The 17,231-nt window shown below is 69.9% G+C and carries 17 protein-coding genes and 1 pseudogene; 5 read left to right on the top strand and 13 right to left on the bottom strand.

Annotated features, from left to right (window positions below; all coding sequences use genetic code 11):
- Positions 1 to 90: 90 nt before the first annotated feature.
- From fabF to fasR, 5 genes are all read right to left on the bottom strand, one after another.
- A complete protein-coding gene (gene fabF / locus ACQEV8_RS13240; RefSeq protein ID WP_432959830.1) occupies positions 91 to 1,362 on the bottom strand; it encodes a beta-ketoacyl-ACP synthase II in 1,272 nt (423 codons plus the stop codon).
- Positions 1,363 to 1,447: 85 nt separating this feature from the next.
- Positions 1,448 to 1,696: an acyl carrier protein gene (locus ACQEV8_RS13235; RefSeq protein WP_003989952.1), complete on the bottom strand. Its 249-nt coding sequence runs from the start codon at positions 1,694 to 1,696 to the stop codon at positions 1,448 to 1,450.
- An 81-nt stretch (positions 1,697 to 1,777) separates the two neighbouring features.
- On the bottom strand, positions 1,778 to 2,779 hold the full coding sequence (locus ACQEV8_RS13230) for a ketoacyl-ACP synthase III (protein ID WP_382493005.1): 1,002 nt from the start codon (positions 2,777 to 2,779) through the stop codon (positions 1,778 to 1,780).
- A gap of 25 nt (positions 2,780 to 2,804) precedes the next feature.
- Positions 2,805 to 3,737 (bottom strand): ACP S-malonyltransferase, encoded by a 933-nt coding sequence (locus ACQEV8_RS13225; RefSeq protein WP_432959829.1) that lies wholly within the window; start codon positions 3,735 to 3,737, stop codon positions 2,805 to 2,807.
- Between the two features lie 89 nt (positions 3,738 to 3,826).
- Positions 3,827 to 5,032: a fatty acid biosynthesis transcriptional regulator FasR gene (fasR, locus tag ACQEV8_RS13220; protein WP_432959828.1), complete on the bottom strand. Its 1,206-nt coding sequence runs from the start codon at positions 5,030 to 5,032 to the stop codon at positions 3,827 to 3,829.
- Positions 5,033 to 5,091: 59 nt separating this feature from the next.
- Between fasR and ACQEV8_RS13215 the strand changes: the two genes are divergently transcribed.
- On the top strand, positions 5,092 to 5,745 hold the full coding sequence (locus ACQEV8_RS13215) for a pirin family protein (RefSeq protein WP_432959827.1): 654 nt from the start codon (positions 5,092 to 5,094) through the stop codon (positions 5,743 to 5,745).
- 8 nt (positions 5,746 to 5,753) lie between these two features.
- Here the strand turns inward: ACQEV8_RS13215 and ACQEV8_RS13210 are convergent, their stop codons facing one another.
- Entirely contained in the window at positions 5,754 to 6,569 is an 816-nt protein-coding gene (locus ACQEV8_RS13210; RefSeq protein WP_432959826.1) for a serine hydrolase domain-containing protein, read from the bottom strand.
- Between the two features lie 27 nt (positions 6,570 to 6,596).
- A complete protein-coding gene (locus ACQEV8_RS13205; RefSeq protein WP_432959825.1) occupies positions 6,597 to 7,067 on the bottom strand; it encodes a GNAT family N-acetyltransferase in 471 nt (156 codons plus the stop codon).
- 98 nt (positions 7,068 to 7,165) lie between these two features.
- On the opposite strand from ACQEV8_RS13205, the gene ACQEV8_RS13200 reads away from it, so the two are divergent.
- The gene (locus ACQEV8_RS13200) at positions 7,166 to 7,630 is read left to right on the top strand and encodes a MerR family transcriptional regulator (protein WP_432959824.1); all 465 of its coding nucleotides are present in this window, start codon (positions 7,166 to 7,168) and stop codon (positions 7,628 to 7,630) included.
- On the top strand, positions 7,627 to 8,640 hold the full coding sequence (locus ACQEV8_RS13195; protein WP_432959823.1) for an aldo/keto reductase: 1,014 nt from the start codon (positions 7,627 to 7,629) through the stop codon (positions 8,638 to 8,640). Before ACQEV8_RS13200 ends, ACQEV8_RS13195 begins: the two co-directional genes overlap by 4 nt.
- 109 nt (positions 8,641 to 8,749) lie before the next feature.
- Here the strand turns inward: ACQEV8_RS13195 and ACQEV8_RS13190 are convergent, their stop codons facing one another.
- From ACQEV8_RS13190 to ACQEV8_RS13180, 3 genes are all read right to left on the bottom strand, one after another.
- Positions 8,750 to 9,607, bottom strand: a complete 858-nt coding sequence (locus ACQEV8_RS13190; RefSeq protein ID WP_432972660.1) for a DUF4429 domain-containing protein — start codon at positions 9,605 to 9,607, stop codon at positions 8,750 to 8,752.
- Positions 9,608 to 9,673: 66 nt separating this feature from the next.
- Positions 9,674 to 10,882: an alpha/beta hydrolase gene (locus tag ACQEV8_RS13185; RefSeq protein WP_432959822.1), complete on the bottom strand. Its 1,209-nt coding sequence runs from the start codon at positions 10,880 to 10,882 to the stop codon at positions 9,674 to 9,676.
- A gap of 73 nt (positions 10,883 to 10,955) precedes the next feature.
- Positions 10,956 to 11,588, bottom strand: coding sequence for a TetR family transcriptional regulator (locus ACQEV8_RS13180; protein WP_432959821.1), 633 nt, complete (start codon positions 11,586 to 11,588; stop codon positions 10,956 to 10,958).
- Positions 11,589 to 11,725: 137 nt separating this feature from the next.
- Here ACQEV8_RS13180 and ACQEV8_RS13175 point away from each other — a divergent pair, with 137 nt between their 5' ends.
- Both ACQEV8_RS13175 and ACQEV8_RS13170 read left to right on the top strand, forming a co-directional pair.
- Complete coding sequence (locus ACQEV8_RS13175; RefSeq protein ID WP_432959820.1) at positions 11,726 to 13,351, top strand: MFS transporter; 1,626 nt, start codon at positions 11,726 to 11,728, stop codon at positions 13,349 to 13,351.
- A gap of 240 nt (positions 13,352 to 13,591) precedes the next feature.
- Complete coding sequence (locus ACQEV8_RS13170) at positions 13,592 to 13,897, top strand: small hydrophobic protein (RefSeq protein WP_432959819.1); 306 nt, start codon at positions 13,592 to 13,594, stop codon at positions 13,895 to 13,897.
- Between the two features lie 78 nt (positions 13,898 to 13,975).
- On the opposite strand, the pseudogene ACQEV8_RS13165 reads toward ACQEV8_RS13170, so the two are convergent.
- The 3 genes and pseudogenes from ACQEV8_RS13165 to ACQEV8_RS13155 form a co-directional block, all read right to left on the bottom strand.
- A pseudogene (locus tag ACQEV8_RS13165) lies at positions 13,976 to 14,937 on the bottom strand (IS481 family transposase).
- Between the two features lie 253 nt (positions 14,938 to 15,190).
- Positions 15,191 to 16,426, bottom strand: a complete 1,236-nt coding sequence (locus ACQEV8_RS13160; protein WP_432959818.1) for an IS701 family transposase — start codon at positions 16,424 to 16,426, stop codon at positions 15,191 to 15,193.
- Between the two features lie 52 nt (positions 16,427 to 16,478).
- Entirely contained in the window at positions 16,479 to 17,213 is a 735-nt protein-coding gene (locus tag ACQEV8_RS13155) for a potassium channel family protein (protein WP_432959817.1), read from the bottom strand.
- Positions 17,214 to 17,231: the final 18 nt, after the last annotated feature.

Genomic DNA, 17,231 nt, shown 5'->3' with positions numbered 1-17,231 from the left:
CCGGCCCGCACCCGCCCCACAACGCGACACGAAACGGCGAATGGCCCGAACCCCCTACCCAGGGAGTTCGGGCCACTCAGCACTCAGAGATCAAATGGTCCGGAACGCCAGCACAACATTGTGCCCACCGAACCCGAACGAGTCGTTCAGCGCGGCGATACGACCGTCCACCGGCAGCTTCCGAGCCTCACCACGAACCACGTCCGCGTTCGCCTCGGCCTCCGGGTCGAGGTTCTCGACATTGATGGTCGGCGGAGCCACCCGGTGGTACAGCGCCAGCACCGTCGCCACCGTCTCGACACCACCCGCACCACCGAGCAGATGCCCGGTCATCGACTTCGTCGCGGACACCGCGAAGTGGTCGGCGTCGTCACCGAACACCTTCCGCAGCGCCTTCAACTCGGCGATGTCACCGGCCGGCGTCGACGTGGCGTGCGCGTTGACGTGCACGATCTCCGCCGGGTCCAGGTCGTTGCGCTCCATCAGGTGCCGCAGGGCCTGCGAGATGCCCCGGCCCTCAGGCTCGGGCTGCACGATGTCGTGCGCGTCGGCGGAGATACCCTGCCCGACCGCCTCGGCGTACACCCGGGCACCGCGCTTCGCGGCGTGCTCGGCGGACTCCAGGACGACGACACCGGCGCCCTCACCGAGGACGAAGCCGTCGCGGGCCACGTCGTAGGGACGCGACGCGCCCTGCGGGTCGTCGTTGTTCTTGGACATCGCCATCATGTTGCCGAACGCGGCGATCGGAAGCGGGTGGATCGCCGCCTCCGTGCCACCCGCGACGACGACGTCGGCGCGGCCCGTGCGGATCATCTCGATGGCGTAGCCGATGGCCTCGGCGCCGGAGGCGCAGGCGGAGACCGGCGTGTGCACGCCCGCCCGGGCACCCACGGCCAACCCCACGTTGGCCGACGGGCTGTTGGGCATCAGCATGGGAACGGTGTGCGGGGAGACGCGGCGTACGCCCTTCTCCTTCAGCACGTCGTACTGGTCGAGCAGAGTCGTCACGCCGCCGATGCCGGAGGCGATGACCGCGCCGAGCCGGTCCGGGTCGACGTTCGGGTCCTCGTCGGCGCTCGCTTCGAAACCGGCGTCGGCCCAGGCCTCCTTGGCCGCGATCAGCGCGAACTGCGCCGAGCGGTCCAGGCGGCGGGCCTGCGGCCGGGGGATGACCTCGGTCGGCTCCACGGCGACCGGGGCCGCGATACGGACCGCCTGCTCGGCGGCCCACTCCTGCTCCAGGGGCTTGACGCCGGACTTGCCGGCGATCAGGCCCTCCCAGGTAGAGGCTGCGTCGCCACCCAGCGGTGTGGTTGCGCCGATACCGGTGACGACCACGGTGCGATTGGTCGGGCTCACGGGAATTCTTTCTCCAACGGATACGAGGATTAAGCGGCGCCACCGCCGGGTGGCGGGGCAGTCGGCCCAGGACCTGGTCGGTCGATCAGCCCTGGTGCTTGAGGATGTAGTCGGTCGCGTCGCCGACGGTCTTGAGGTTCTTGACGTCCTCGTCCGGGATCTTGACGTCGAAGCGCTCTTCGGCGGCGACGACGACCTCGACCATGGACAGCGAGTCGACGTCCAGGTCGTCGGTGAAGGACTTGTCCAGCTGGACGTCCTCAACCGGGATGCCGGCGATCTCGTTCACGATCTCGGCGAGACCGGCGACGATCTCTTCCTGAGTGGCGGCCATGTTGGCGCTCCTTCGTAGATATTCAGAGGGTGTGGCAGGTGTTTCCTCCCGTGCCGGACCGTGTGATCCGGCACGGAGTGCCTAGGGGAGGGTAACGACAGTCGCGGCGTAGACGAGACCCGCCCCGAAGCCGATGACGAGCGCGGTGTCGCCGCTCTTCGCCTCACCGGTCGCCAGGAGCCGCTCCATCGCGAGCGGGATCGAGGCGGCCGAGGTGTTGCCGGTGGTGCGTACGTCACGGGCGACCGTGACGGACTCCGGCAGCTTGAGTGTCTTCACCATCGAGTCGATGATCCGCTCGTTGGCCTGGTGCGGAATGAAGACGTCCAGGTCGTCCGCGGAGATGCCGGCGGCATCCAGCGCCTCCTTGGCGACCTTCGCCATCTCGAACACGGCCCAGCGGAACACCGCCTGGCCTTCCTGCGTGATGGCGGGGAACTTGGCGACCTCGCCGGAACGGTAGTCCGTCCACGGCACGGTCTGCTTGATCGTCTCGGACTTGTCGCCCTCGGAGCCCCAGACGGTGGGGCCGATGGCCGGCTCCTGGGCCGGGCCCACGACGACCGCGCCGGCACCGTCGCCGAACAGGAAGGCCGTCGCCCGGTCCTCCAGGTCGGTCAGGTCGCTCAGCCGCTCCACGCCGATCACCAGGACGTACTCGGCGGAGCCCTCGACGATCATGCCCTTGGCGAGCGTGAGGCCGTAGCCGAAGCCCGCGCAGCCGGCCGAGATGTCGAAGGCGGCGGCCTTCGCGGTGCCCAGCTTGTCGGCGATCTCGGTGGCGACGGCCGGGGTCTGCTTGAAGTGCGAGACGGTCGAGACGATCACGCCGCCGATCTGCTCGGCGGAGATGCCGGCGTCGGCGATCGCCTTGCCGGACGCCTCGACCGACATCGCGGCGACCGTCTCCTCGTCGTTCGCCCAGTGCCGGGTCTCGATGCCGGAGCGCGAGCGGATCCACTCGTCGGACGAGTCGATCGTCTCGAGGATCACCTCGTTCGGCACGACCCGGGTCGGGCGGTACCCGCCGACGCCGAGGATGCGCGCGTACGGGGCGCCCTTGCTGGGCTTGATCTTCGCCATGCGGACGGCTCCTTGGGGGCGGCGGTCAGGCGTGCTCGGCGATGAGCTCGCGAGCCGCGTCGAGGTCGGCGGGGGACTTCAGGGCCAGCGTCTTCACCCCGGGCAGGGCCCGCTTGGCGAGGCCCGTGAGGGTACCGCCGGGGCACAGCTCGATCAGGGCCGTGACGCCGAGTTCCTTGAAGGTCTCCATGCACAGGTCCCAGCGGACCGGGTTGGCGACCTGGCCGACCAGCCGGTCCAGGACCTCGCCGCCGGCCGCGACGGTCCGGCCGTCCTTGTTGGAGACGTAAGTGATGTCCGGGTCACCGGTGTTCCGCGCATCGGCAGCGGCCTTCGCCAGCGTGTCGACCGCGGGGGCCATGTGGTGGGTGTGGAAGGCTCCCGCGACCTTCAGCGCGACGACCTTGCGCACGCCCTCGGGCTTGTCCGCCTCCAGCGCGGCGAGCTGCTCCTTGGTGCCGGCCGCGACGATCTGGCCCGCGCCGTTGATGTTCGCCGGCGTGAGGCCCAGCTTCTCCAGGTGCGGAACCGTCACTTCCGGGTCGCCGCCGAGAAGGGCCGCCATGCCGGTCTCGGTGACGGCGGCGGCCTCGGCCATGGCGAGACCGCGGGTGCGGACCAGACGGAGGGCTTCCTCGTGGGGGAGAACCCCGGCGATCGATGCGGCGGTGAACTCGCCGACGCTGTGCCCGGCGATGGCGCCGACCTTGCGCGCGCGGTCGGCCGGGTCGTCGAACAGCATGGCCGCGGACGCCAGGCCGGCCGCGACCAGGAGCGGCTGCGCCACCGCGGTGTCGCGGATCTCCTCCGCGTCGGCCTCGGTGCCGTAACGGATCAGGTCGAGGCCCACGGCGTCGGACCATGCCTCGAGGGCACCGCGGACACCGGGGAAGTCGAGCCATGCGGACAGGAAGCCGGGCGTCTGGGCGCCCTGGCCGGGAGCGACGAGTACGAGCACTCTCACACTCTCTCTTGGGTAAGGGCACGGCCGCCCGTGGGGACAGGGACGAAGAACACGAGGGGGTTTTGTCGGGCTCCGACAAAACCTTAGGGCTGGAGATCTCCATCGACCAGACGCCCCAGGATCAGAGCGATCCGCAGCGTGAACGCAGAGCGTACATCGGAGGGTGACCAGCCGGTGACGTCAGTCACACGTCGAAGCCGGTAGCGGACGGTGTTGGGATGGACGAACAGCATGCGGGCGGCGCCTTCGAGACTGCTCGCCTGTTCGAGATAGACACTGAGGGTCTCCAGGAGCGCGGCCCCGGCCTCCTCCAGTGGTCTGTAGATCTCCTCCACCAGTTGCTCGCGGGCCGAGGGGTCACCGGCGATGGCGCGCTCCGGGAGCAGGTCGTCCGCCAGGACCGGGCGCGGGGCGTCCTGCCAGGCGGAACCCGCCTTCAGCCCCGCCGCCGCGGCCTGCGCGGACCGGGTCGCGGCCAGCAGGTCCGGCACCACCGGGCCCGCCACGACCGGCCCGGCCGCGTACGGGCCGATGAGCGACTTGGCGACGGCCAGCGGGTTGTCGCTGCCGCCCGCGATGACCACGAGCCGGTCCCCGAGCACACCGGTCAGCACCTGGAGCTTGGCGTGCCGGGCGGCCCGCCGGATGGCCTCGACGGTCAGTTCGGAGTCGCCGTCGGGTGCGGTGCCTAGCACTACGCACACATGTTCGGGCGAGTTCCAGCCGAGGGCGGCGGCGCGGGACACGGCGCCCTCGTCGGCCTCACCGCTGAGCACGGCGTTCACGACCAGGGACTCCAGCCGGGCGTCCCAGGCACCGCGTGCCTCGGCGGCCTGCGCGTACACCTGGGCGGTGGCGAAGGCGATCTCCCGGGCGTAGACGAGCAGCGCCTCGCGCAGCACGCTCTCGTCGCCGGGGGCCGCGACCTCGTCGATCGCGCTCTCCATGACCTCGATCGTGGTGCGCACCATCTCCACGGTCTGCCGCAGCGTGATCGCCCGGGTCAGCTCGCGCGGCGCGGTTCCGAACACGTCGGTGGAGATGGCCTGCGGGGCGTCCGGATGCCGGAACCACTCGGTGAAGGCGGCGATCCCCGCCTGCGCGACCAGACCGATCCAGGAACGGTTCTCCGGTGGCATGGCCCGGTACCAGGGCAGCGTCTCGTCCATCCGCGCGATGGCCTGCGCGGCGAGCGATCCGGACGACTCCACCAGGCGCTTGAGCGTCGCGGCATGCGCGTGGACGTCGTGTGTTGCGGCTGCGTTCTTGCTGGTTTCGGGTTCGGGCACGGGGACAAGACTGCCTTATCCGGACGGGAAGGTGCGTTGCCGGGTCTACGGTGGACTCCGTGATGGACATTCGGCGCGCTGTCGAGCGCTACCCGGGCGGCGACCGGGCGGCCGGAATCGAGACCTGGCACGCCTTCTCCTTCGGGCCCCACTACGACCCGGACAACCTCCGCTTCGGCGCGGTGATCGCCTGCAACGAGGAGCGGCTGGCCCCGGGGGCCGGCTTCGACGAGCACCCGCACAGCCACACCGAGATCGTGACCTGGGTCGTGGAGGGCGAGCTGACGCACCGGGACTCCACCGGGCACGAGTCGGTGGTGCGCCACGGGGACGTGCAGCGGCTCAGCTCGGCGGGTGGGGTACGTCACGTGGAGCGCAACGACGGCCCCGGCCCGCTCACCTTCGTGCAGATGTGGCTCGCCCCGGTCCGCCCCGGCGGCGACCCGTCCTACGAGGTCGTCCACGGCATCGCCGACTCGACGCCCTACGCCGTCCCGGAGGCCGGCGCGATGCTGCACGTGCGGCGCCTCACGGCGGGGGAGCGGACGGCGGTGCCGGACGGGGCGCACGCGTACGTGCATGTCGTACGGGGTGACGTACGCCTCGACGGCGAGGAACTGGGCGCGGGCGACGCGGCCCGCGTCACGGACGCCAAGGCCCTGGAGGCGGAGTGCGTGACCGACGCCGAGTTGCTGGTCTGGGAAATGTCGTAGCCCGCGACCTAGAGCTCCGCGAGCACCGCGTCCGTGAACGCCGGCCACGCCTCGATCGCCCACGGCCCGAACGCACGGTCCGTCAGCGCGACGCACGCCGCACGCGCGTCGGGGTCGATCCACAGGAACGTACCGGACTGCCCGAAATGCCCGAACGTGCGCGGTGAGGACGAGGACCCCGTCCAGTGCGGCGACTTGGAGTCGCGGATCTCGAAACCGAGCCCCCAGTCGTTGGGATTCTGGTGGCCGTACCCCGGCAGGACCCCCTTGGTGCCCGGGTAGGTCACGGTCATCGCCTCGGCGACCGTGCGGGGATCGAGCAGACGCGGGGCCTGCACCTCGGCCGCGAACCGCAGCAGGTCCTCGACCGTGGACACCCCGTCCTTGGCCGGAGAGCCCTCCAGGGCCGTCGAGGTCATCCCCAGCGGCTCCAGCACGGCCTGCCGCAGATACTCCCCGAAGGGAATGTCGGTCGCCTTCGCGAGATGGTCGCCCAACTGCTCGAAACCGGCGTTCGAGTACAGCCGCCGTTCCCCGGGCGGGGCCGTGACCTTGTGCTCGTCGAAGGCGAGGCCCGAGGTGTGCGCGAGCAGGTGCCGGACCGTCGACCCGGCCGGACCGGCGGGCTCGTCGAGCTCGACCGCCCCCTCCTCGTACGCCACGAGCACGGCGTACGCGGCGAGCGGCTTGGTCACCGAGGCGAGCGGGAACCGCTGCCCGGCCGGTCCATGGGTGCCGAGGACGGTGCCGTCCGCCCGTACGACACCCGCAGCGGCGGTGGGAACCGGCCAGTTCTCGATCAACGCGAGGCTCTTCAACGACATGCGTTCGAGCCTAAGGGGTCCTTGCGCTCACAGCGTCAGCTCCAGCAAGGGGTCGGGCTTGGGCCGGAAGCCCAGGGAGACGTACAGCGGCTCGGCCTCCGGTGAGGCGGTGAGCTGTACGCGCCGGGCACCGTGTGTACGGAACCACTCCAGCAGGGTCTGCATGCACGCGCGGGCGTACCCGCGGCGCCTGGCGTCCGGGTCGGTGGCGACGCTGAACACGAAACCCACCTTGCCCTGCGGGTCGCCCGGCTTCCCGATGCGGTAGTCGATCGTCCCGGCCACCAGCGACGCCAGCGCCCCGGGCCGCTCCGGGTGGTCCACGACGAACGCCACGAAGTCCGCCTCCGGCTCGCCCAGTTTGGACTGCAGCGTGGGGAGGGACTCTCCGTGCCAGCGGGTGGAGGGATCGCTTGCGAACAGCGAGTCGATCATGATTTGGCGCAGCCGCAGGACTTCCTCGGCGTCCTCGGGCAGGGCGCGGCGTACAGAACTCATGACTCCGTACGCTAACCAGAAGGATCAAGAAACGTCCTGCCGATTTCTTACCGTCGGCGCTTGCTTGGAGTGCACTCCAAGGTTCTAGCGTTGGGGTCATGACGGTGATGGAGACCACGGGGACCAGGACCGACACCTGCGCCGGCCCGCCGCAGCAGGACCGGCGCCCGGACGGCGACGACCACTACACGATCAGCGAGGTCGTCGCCTTCACCGGCCTGACGGCACACACCCTGCGCTGGTACGAGCGCATCGGCCTGATGCCGCACATCGACCGGTCCCACACCGGCCAGCGCCGCTACACCAACCGCGACCTCGACTGGCTGGACCTCGTCGGCAAGCTCCGCCTGACGGGCATGCCCGTCGCCGACATGGTCAGGTACGCGGAACTGGTGCGCGAGGGCGACCACACCTACGGCGAGCGTTTCGAACTGCTGAAGACGACCCGCGAGGACGTCCTGGCCAGGATCGACGAACTCCACGGCACGCTCGCCGTGCTCGACCGAAAGATCAGTTTCTACGCGGACGCCGGGCATGCCCTGGCGTCGGAGAGGTCCCGATGACGGACGGCAGGATCACGACGGCGAAGCTCGGCGACGACGGCCCCGAGGTGGGCGTCCAAGGCCTCGGCTGCATGGGCATGAACTTCGGCTACGGCCCCTCGGACGCCGACGCCTCCCGGGCGACCCTGGAACGGGCACTCGAACTCGGCGTCACCCTCTACGACACGGCCGACGCGTACGGGGCCGGCGAGAACGAGCGGTTCCTGTCGCCGTTCTTCAAGGCCCACCGCGACGAACTCGTCATCGCGACCAAGTTCGCCCTGTCCATCCCTCCGGACGACCCGACACGCCGGGTCATCCGCAATGACCCGCCCTACATCCGCGAAGCCGTCGAGGCGAGCCTGAAGCGCCTGGACGTCGACGTCATCGACCTCTACTACATGCACCGGCGCGATGTGAACGTGCCGATCGAGGAGAGCGTCGGCACCATGGCCGAACTGGTCCGCGAGGGCAAGGTCAAGCACCTCGGCCTGAGCGAGGTCACGGCCGACGAACTCCGTGCCGCCCACGCCGTCCACCCCATCGCCGCCGTGCAGTCGGAGTGGTCGCTCTTCAGCCGCGACATCGAGACGAACGTCGTCCCGGCGGCCCGCGACCTCGGTGTGACCCTCGTCGCGTACTCGCCGCTGGGCCGCGGCTTCCTCACGGGCTCCTTCGCCAGCGCCGAGGACCTGTCGTCCGGCGATTTCCGCCGCCACCAGCCCCGCTTCACGGGGGACAACGCCGCCGCCAACGGGGCCCTGCTGGAGCCGATCCGCGCGATCGCCGAGGCCCAGGGAGTGTCGGTCGGCCAGGTCGCCCTGGCCTGGGCCCACCAGCAGGCATCCGTCCACGCCCTGCCGGTCGTCCCGATCCCGGGCACCCGCAAGCCGTCCAGGGTGGAGGAGAACACGGCGGCGACCAGGATCGTCCTCACCGAGGAGGAACTGGCTCTGCTGGACCCGATCGCGGCGAAGGTGGCAGGCAACAGGTACGCGGACATGGCGTTCACCTCGGCGGGCCGCGAGTAGAGGGGCCTGCTTCCAGGGGCGCGGGGCTGTGTCGATATGCGGCTCCGCCCCGTGGGGGCGACCGGCCATGGACAACCCGCACCCGCCGGCGCGCAGCACCCCGCAGACGCTAAAGCTCCGACAGCAACTCGGTCTTCTTGACCGAGAACTCCTCGTCGGTCACCAATCCGGCCTGGTGCAACTCCCCGAGATGCCGAATCCGCTCGGCGATATCCGCAGGATCACGGCGCGGCCCAGCCGCGGACACGGCAGCCACCGGCTGAGACGTCCGCACCGCCGCCAACACCGCCGCAGCGAACGGCAGTGACTCGTGCACCGGCCCGTACCCCAGCCCGAACACCACCGCGGCCGGATCCTGGTCGGCCTGAGCGGCAGCCGACCCCGGGTCCCGGTGCAGCAACCGCAGATGCCCTTCGAACACCTCGGGCGAGCGCCACTCGACCCCGTTCAGCTCCCCGACGGGGAAGTTCTGGTCGCCGGCCTTCCACTTCGCCGACGACGCCCCCGTCCAGAACCATCGGAAGTTGACCGTCCGCCCGTCGAACGACGCCTTCCCGTCGTACGCCTTGAACGACAACGGCCCCTTCGGCGGCGCCACGAGGAAACGGTCCGCCGGCCCGGACTCCGTCAGCAGCCCCCGCAGTTCGTCGGCGTAGTACTCCGCGAGGACCTCGCGCTCGGCGGGCATCACCAGCCGGTAGGGGTCACCGCTCTCCTTCAGCTGCCCGGCGGCCGCCTCCATCAAGGGGTCCGCACCGGGCCGCGGCTCGACGCGCAGCACGACCGTGCCGCGTTTTCCGCGGGTCAGCGTCACCCCGGCGATCGCGTCCAGGGGAACACGGCGTTCCCCGAGCGCCTGAAAGAGCTTCGGTGTTCGAATCCCCCGTTCGTAGCGGATGAGCACGGAGTCGGACTCGAACTCCCAGGCGGCATGAAATCCGGCCAGTACGTCACCCATGCGGCTCATCGTATGCGGCACGCGCTCCTCCGTCCCCCTCCCGAGCAGACCGCAATTTCTTCGCCTCTACGCGCGTCAGGCCGCCGCCGTGCCGGACAAACCGGTCCGGCAGACGCCGTCTTCGTGCGCGCAGTGCACCGAGCGGTATGCGCCAACGCCGATCTCTGCGAAATTCATCAGACTTGCCGTGCCCGGCTCGAAGTAGCCGGCGTGGCCCTTCGCGCCCTGCGCCGACAGCACCCGCGCACCGAACGCGGCGGACACCGGGTCGGCCCCGTGGCCGAGACCGCCGACCTCCAGGTAGGGCACGTCCTGGATCCAGTCGTCGGCGTCCCGCATGGCCCATACCTGGGCGCCGGTGTGCAGTTGGGTGGCCTTCTCGACGCGCATGCCGGGGCTGCCGGCCACCGCGATGTCGGACACCTTGGCCGGCAGCGAGCGGGCCGCGACCCCGCACACCACGGAGCCGTAGCTGTGGCAGAACAGCGAGACCGGCTTGCCGCCGGGCAGCGCCCGCACCAGCGCGTTCAGTCGTACGGAACCTTCCGCGGCGCGCATCGCGGTGGCCGAGTCGATGCCGAGTCCGCTGGGTGCCGTGTAGTCGGCCCAGGCGATCACGGCCGTACGCGTCGAGGGGCTCGCCGCCCGCTCGGCCGCGTGCAGCGACTCGGCCATGCCGACGGGCGCCGAGTACTTGCGCTGGGTGCGCTGGAAGGTGAGCAGGTCGGTGTCCACGCCGGGCACGACGACCGAGACCCGCTCCGCCTTGCGCAGATCGCCGAAGACCTCCGCCACCCGGCCCGAGCCCTCCGGGTCGAAGGCGAGGATGTGGCGGCCCGGCTCCATGAGGTCCTCGAAGCGGTGCATCCTCCGGCCGGCCTCTTGCTTCCCGACCGCCGTGAGACGGCTGTCGTGCATGCGTTCCCGCTCGACCTTGCGCGCCTGTTCGAGCGCGACGCGATTGGCGCGATAGCGCAGCTCGACCGGGGCGCCGTTCATGTTGCCGACCGCGAGCGGATACTTGCGGACCAGGCTCGCGCGGTCGTGCTCGGTCAGGGAGGCGAAGAAGCGGGCCAGCTTCTTCGGCTGGGCCTCGGGGTCCGGCAGTCCGTGACCGCTGATCCGGCCGTGCTCCCAGGCGGAGAGCGAGGCCTGGAGCGGCGTGTCGCCCCGCTGGTTGCGCAGGGCCGTCCAGCCGGTGGTCGCCAGCATCACGAACACGACGGCCAGAGCGAGCAGTGCGCGCCAGACGTTCAATTGCGGGGAGGTGTCGAAGGAAGTCACTGAAAGGACACACTAGGAGAACGAGAGGGTCTCGCGTTAACCAAGTGACCGGGATCACGTTTCGGTGGAGGTGCTAAGGGGACTGTCCTGTACGCCAGTTCCCGGCCAGTGCCGGACCCACCTGATCCAGGTATGTCGTGGTGAGTTGGCGCATTCCGGCGAGGCTGAGTTCGTCCCCCGCTGACCACAGTCGCTCGGTGACACGAATCACCCCGCCGAAGAGGGCCACGATGATCCTAGGCCGCGGGTCCGCGTCCACGTCCAGTCCCTCGCGCTCGGCGATGATGCGCGCGAGCTGCTCCTCCAACTCCGCCGACCGCCGCAGATGGGCGGCGAACAGCGCGGGCGTCGACTCGATCACCCGGTAGACGCGCAGATGGAGGTCGATCGGCACGATCTCCTCGACGGCCTCGTTGATGGTGTCCCAGCTCTCCAGCACGGCCCGGCGCAGCGCCTCCAGCGGGGCCTCGTCGGGCGGGCGCACCTGCAGGGCCTGGACGACGAGCCCCTCCGCGAGCCGCGGCACGAAGAACGCCGTCTCCTCCTTGCCGGCGAAGTAGCGGAAGAAGGTGCGCTGCGAGACGTCGACCGCGGCGGCGATGTCGTCGACGGTGGTCTCCTCGTACCCGCGCGTGGCGAACAGTTCGAGGGCGGCGCGCAGCAGCGCGTCCCGGGTGCGCTGCTTCTTGCGTTCACGCAGGTTCAAGCGGCTCTCTCTCCTCCGAGTCTCCTCCGGCTCTCTCCGGAGCGTTTTCGCAGTTCAGGCTATCCGAGCGTGTGCTGTCAGTTACCGACTTGTGAATCGGTTTGTCAATTGTCAGTGGCTGTCATTAGCCTCGACGCATGACTAGTCAGACCACCATCGACACGACGGGGTCGGGGGGCAAGGCACCGGCGACGCCGTCGGACGCGACGCCGGGCAAGGGGCTGCGGGGACACCCCTGGCTCACCCTCATCACCGTCGCTGTGGGGGTCATGATGGTGGCCCTCGACGGCACCATCGTGGCCATAGCCAACCCGGCCATACAGAAGGACCTCGGCGCCACCTTCGCCGAGGTCCAGTGGATCACCAACGGATACTTCCTCGCCCTCGCGGTCTCCCTGATCACCGCGGGCAAGCTCGGTGACCGCTTCGGCCACCGGCAGACCTTCCTCATCGGCGTCGTCGGCTTCGCCGCCGCCTCGGGGGCCATCGGCCTGTCCGACAGCATCGCGTTCGTCGTCGTCTTCCGTGTCCTTCAGGGACTGTTCGGCGCGCTGCTGATGCCGGCCGCGCTCGGCCTGCTGCGGGCCACCTTCCCGGCCGAGAAGCTGAACATGGCGATCGGCATCTGGGGCATGGTCATCGGCGCGTCCACCGCGGGCGGCCCGATCCTCGGCGGTGTGCTCGTCGAGCATGTCAACTGGCAGTCGGTGTTCTTCATCAACGTGCCGGTCGGCGTCCTCGCCGTCGTCCTGGGCGTGCTGATCCTGCTCGACCACCGCGCCGAGAACGCCCCGCGCTCCTTCGACCTCCTGGGCATCGCCCTGCTGTCGACGGCCGTGTTCTGCCTGGTGTGGGCGCTCATCAAGGCCCCGCCGTCCGAGTGGGGCTGGGGCGACGTCAAGACGCTGTCGTTCCTGGGTGCTTCCGTGCTGTGCTTCGTGCTGTTCGCCTTCTGGGAGACGAAGGTGAAGGAGCCGCTGATCCCGCTCGCGCTGTTCCGTTCGGTGGCGCTGTCCGCGGGTGTCGTGCTGATGATCCTGATGGCCATCGCCTTCATGGGCGGCCTGTTCTTCGTGACGTTCTACCTCCAGAACGTGCACGGCATGAGCCCGATCGACGCGGGTCTGCATCTGCTGCCGCTCACCGGCATGATGATCGTCGGCTCGCCGCTCGCCGGCGCGATGATCACCAAGTTCGGTCCCCGTGTCCCGCTCGCGGGCGGTATGGCGTTCACCGCGATCGCCATGTACGGGATGTCGACCCTGGAGACGGACACCGGCAGCGGCGTCATGTCGCTCTGGTTCGCCCTGCTGGGCTTCGGCCTCGCGCCGGTCATGGTCGGTGCGACGGAAGTCATCGTCGGCAACGCGCCGATGGAGCTGTCGGGTGTCGCGGGCGGTCTGCAGCAGGCCGCCATGCAGATCGGCGGCAGCCTCGGTACGGCGGTTCTGGGCGCGGTGATGGCCTCCAAGGTCAACAGCGACCTCGCGGGCAACTGGGAGAAGGCGGGCCTGCCGCCGCTGACGCCGGAGCAGGAGCACCAGGCGTCCGAGGCCGTCCAGGTCGGTGTCCCGCCGCTGGCGCCGGGTACGCCGGACGCGATCGCCGCGAAGATCACGGGCGTCGCGCACGACACGTTCATCTCCGGCATGAGCGCGGCGTCCCTCGTGGCCGCCGGGGTCGCCGTGGTCGCGGTGCTGGTGGCGTTCCTCACCAAGCGTGGTGAGAACGCGGAGGCCGGCGCGGGAGCGGCGCACATCTGACGGTCTCTCCCCGGGGGTTCGCCTATCAGGGTGAACAGCACCCCCGAACTCTCCCCTCCGGCCCGCATCGCAGGTCACAGTGGGTCAAGTCCTCCGCAGGGCATGGGGGGACGGGCCGCTGCGGCGCGCTGCCGGAGGGGGGCAGCGCGCAGGCAGCGTGATTGAAAGCCTCATGCGGGGTACTCGCCTAGTCGTATCCGAACCGAACCCCAACCGACCGAGGGTTTACGGGAGTTGACGATGGCGAGCTTCGGACACGGTACGCGCAGGCACCCCCGCTCACGTGGCCGGACGTGGTCACGGACCGGGCCGGACCGCGCGACGCTCGGAATCATCGGAGTCATCTGCGCGGTCGCCGGATTCTTCGTGCTGGGGATCATCCTCGGCCCCGTGGCGATCGTCTGCGGCTGGCTCGCCATGGGCCGCACGTGGTCGGGCTCCCGCCCGGCGACGGCCGTGGTCGCACTGGTTCTGGGCGCCATCGACACGCTCCTGGCCATCATCTGGCTGTCAGGAGCGGTCACACCGGGCGTGGGCATGTTCTGACCCGGCGCAGTGAGGGAAGGGCCCCTGGCGCCACAGCCGGGGGCCCACCTCCATGCCGCTCGACCGCGGGCACCAGTACTAGGTGTGCTGTTCGGAGAGGTTGGTGACGCGGCTGGCTGGGGTTTGGCCGCTGATTCCGGTGTGGGGTCGGTGGTAGTTGTACCAGTCCAGCCAGTCAGGAAACGCTGCCTGTCGTTCGGCGTTTGAGGTGTAGGGCCGCTGATAGGCCCACTCGTCGAGCAGGGTGCGGTGGAAGCGTTCGACCTTGCCGTTGGTCTGGGGCCGCCAGGGGCGTGTCCAGCGGGGCCGATGCCCAGGTCGTGGCAGGTGTCGCGCCAGGTGTTCTTGGTGTAGGCCCAGGCGTTGTCGGTCAGCACGCGTTCAACGGCGACGCCCTGGCCGGCGAACCAGGCGGTGGCCCGGCGCAGAAAGCCGGCGCAGGTGGCGGCTTTCTCGTCGGGCAGGTCTTCGGTGTAGGCCAGGCGGGAGTGGTCGTCCAGGGCGGTGTGCAGGCAGGCGTATCCGGTGCCGTTGCGGCGGTCCTGGTTGGCCCGGCCGGCTGCGCGGCCCAGGACCTTGTGACCGCCGCCGTCGGGGATGCGGCCGAGTTTCTTGACGTCGATGTGGACCAGTTCGCCGGGCCGGGCGCGCTCATAGCGGCGGACGGGTTCGCCGGTGGCCCGGTCGCAGGCAGCGAGCGGGGGCAGGCCGTGCCGGACGAGGATGCGGTGGGCGGTGGAGGCGGCGGTGCCGCATCGGGCGGCCAGCCGCACCGGTCCGATGCGATGCTCGCGCCGCAGGCGCACCACCCGTTCCTCGATGGCGGCCGGGGTGCGGCGGGGCTGGTGGTGCGGGCGGCTGGAGCGGTCCTGCATCGCGGCGGGCCCGTGCTTGCGGTAGCGGTCTGCCCAACGCGCTGCGGTGGTGTGGCTGACCTGGAAGCGTTCCGCGGCCCGCCGGAGCGGCCATCCGTCGTCGATGACACACCGGGCCAGACGCAGCCTGCCGGTCGCGGTCAGTGGGGCATTACGGTGGAACAACGAGGGCCTCCTGGGAGCCGGTTGTTGATGTCGCAATCCACACCGAACCCGGAGGCCCTCGCCTCGTTCAAGGACCACTCAAGGCGTGTCGCCTGTCACCAACGTCCCGGGACAGCACAACTAGTAGTGCTTCGTTAGGTTCTGGGCTGTCTGTGGCTTCTTCGGGGGTTGGGCAGGGGGCGTCCGCAGGTGGTGCAGGTACCGGTCCAGCACCTGAGCAGGTCCTGAAGAATGTCGAGGACCTGGTAGAGGGTCAGGCCGGTGTGCGGACTTTTGGGTCGAGCCGCCTGAGGGTGAGGAAGGCCTGGGCGGCGGTGACGAGGGTGACGTGGTGGTGCCAGCCGCGCCAGGTGCGGCCCTCGAAGTGGTCCAGTCCCAGGCCATGCTTGAGCTCGCGGTAATCGTGCTCGATCCGCCAGCGCATCTTCGCCCACCGCACCAGGTCAGCGGCCGGTGTGGTGGCGGGCAGATTCGATATCCAGTAGTCCGTCGGAGTGTCCTGGCCCTCCGGCCATTCAACGAGGAGTGTCTGGACGGGCAGGACACCGTCCCACTGGTTGCGGCCGCCGCCCGCCGCCTGGGCTGCGGCGAGGGACTGCTTGCCCGCGGGCCGCACGCTCAGCACCGCGAACCGTGAGGTCATCGCGCCTTTGCTGCCCTGCCGCCAGGTCACCTCGGTGAACCGCTCCGCACCCGCCTCCGCTGCGAGGACGCAGACGGCTCGTGGTGGGGTGCGATAGCGGGGAAGGGTGGGCGGCCCGAGCCCACCGTAAGCAGGCTGGTGCGGCTCGGTATTCTCCGGGTGAGCGACTTCCTTCCCGTTCAGGGCCAGAACAAAGGACAGCCCTCGCTCCTCAAGGCCGAGCCGGAAGGGGGTGCTGACGCCGTATCCGGCGTCGGCGACCACGACCGGCGCCTTCAACCGCCAGTCGGCGAGCGTGTCCAGCAGGCCGAGCGCGAGACGCCACTTCTCCTGGTGCACCACCTCGTCGGGGACTCCTGCTCTGCGGCATCGGTCCGGCTCATCCGTCCACTCACGCGGCAGATACAACTGCCACTGCAACGGGCACGAGGCGGTGTCGGTGGCGGCATGGACACTGACCGCGACCTGGCAGTTCGCCCGTTTGCCGAGTGCTCCGCAGTACTGGCGGGCCACTCCGGCCGACGCCTTGCCGCACTTGGGGAACGACACGTCGTCGATCACCCACACCTCAGGTGTGATCACCTCGGACAGCCGCTCGGCGATCCGCTGCCTGACCGGCAGCGGATCCCACGGCGACTGGTTCACGAACTGCTGCAGGGCCTGCATGTTCCCGTCCGGCAGACGCTCGGCCATCGGCTGGACCGACTTGCGCCGGCCATCGAGCATCAGGCCCCGCAGATAACACTCGCCCCACCGCCGCTGATCCCGCCGCGGCAACGACCCGAACACATCGGCAACGAACTCCGCCAACTCACCCCGGAGCCGTTCCACCTCCCCCAACCTCACCCCGGGAAGCTGCCCACAATCAACCGAGATCACTCAACGTAACGAAGCACTACTAGTCCACCGGCGTCCCCTTCAGCGCCGCCAACTCCCCCCGCAGCGCCCGCACCTCCTCCGTCAGCTCCCGTATCGCCTCCGTCTGCCGGCGCTCCTCCACGTCGTCCTTCTCGAACCGCGCTATGAACCACGCCGCGATGTTCGCCGTCACCACACCCAGCAGCGCGATCCCGGAGAGCATCAGCCCCACGGCCAGCATCCGCCCCAGGCCGGTGGTCGGCGCGTGATCCCCGTACCCGACGGTCGTCATCGTCGTGAAGGACCACCACACCGCGTCACCCAGCGTCCTGATGTTCCCGTCCGGCGAGTCCCGCTCCACCGACAGCACCGCCAGCGACCCGAACATCAGCAACCCGACCACGGCCCCGCCGACATACGTGGTGAGCCTTATCTGCGAGGCCATCCGCGCCCGCTGCCCGACCAGCAACAGGGTCGACACCAGCCGCAGCAACCGCAACGGCTGAATCACCGGCAGCAACACCGCGCCCAGGTCGAGCCAGTGCGTCCGTACGAACCTCAGCCGCTGCTCCGCGAGGGCCAGCCGGATCACGTAATCGAGCGCGAAAGCGCCCCACACCACCCACTCCACCGCGGTGCACAGTTCCACCACGTCCCGGCTCGCGTCCGGCCGGACGATCGGCACGGCATAGGCGACGGCGAAGGCCAGGGCCAGGCCGAAGAGGGGCCGCTGAGTGTGCTGTTCCCAACGGAGTTGGGCCGACTGCTGCTGCATGGCCGCATCGTAGGAAAC

This window comes from Streptomyces sp. CA-179760, from assembly GCF_050937045.1.
Taxonomy (GTDB): domain Bacteria; phylum Actinomycetota; class Actinomycetes; order Streptomycetales; family Streptomycetaceae; genus Streptomyces.
The sequence above is the reverse complement of the archived record's forward strand: the minus strand, read 5'-3'. Positions and strand labels throughout refer to the sequence as shown.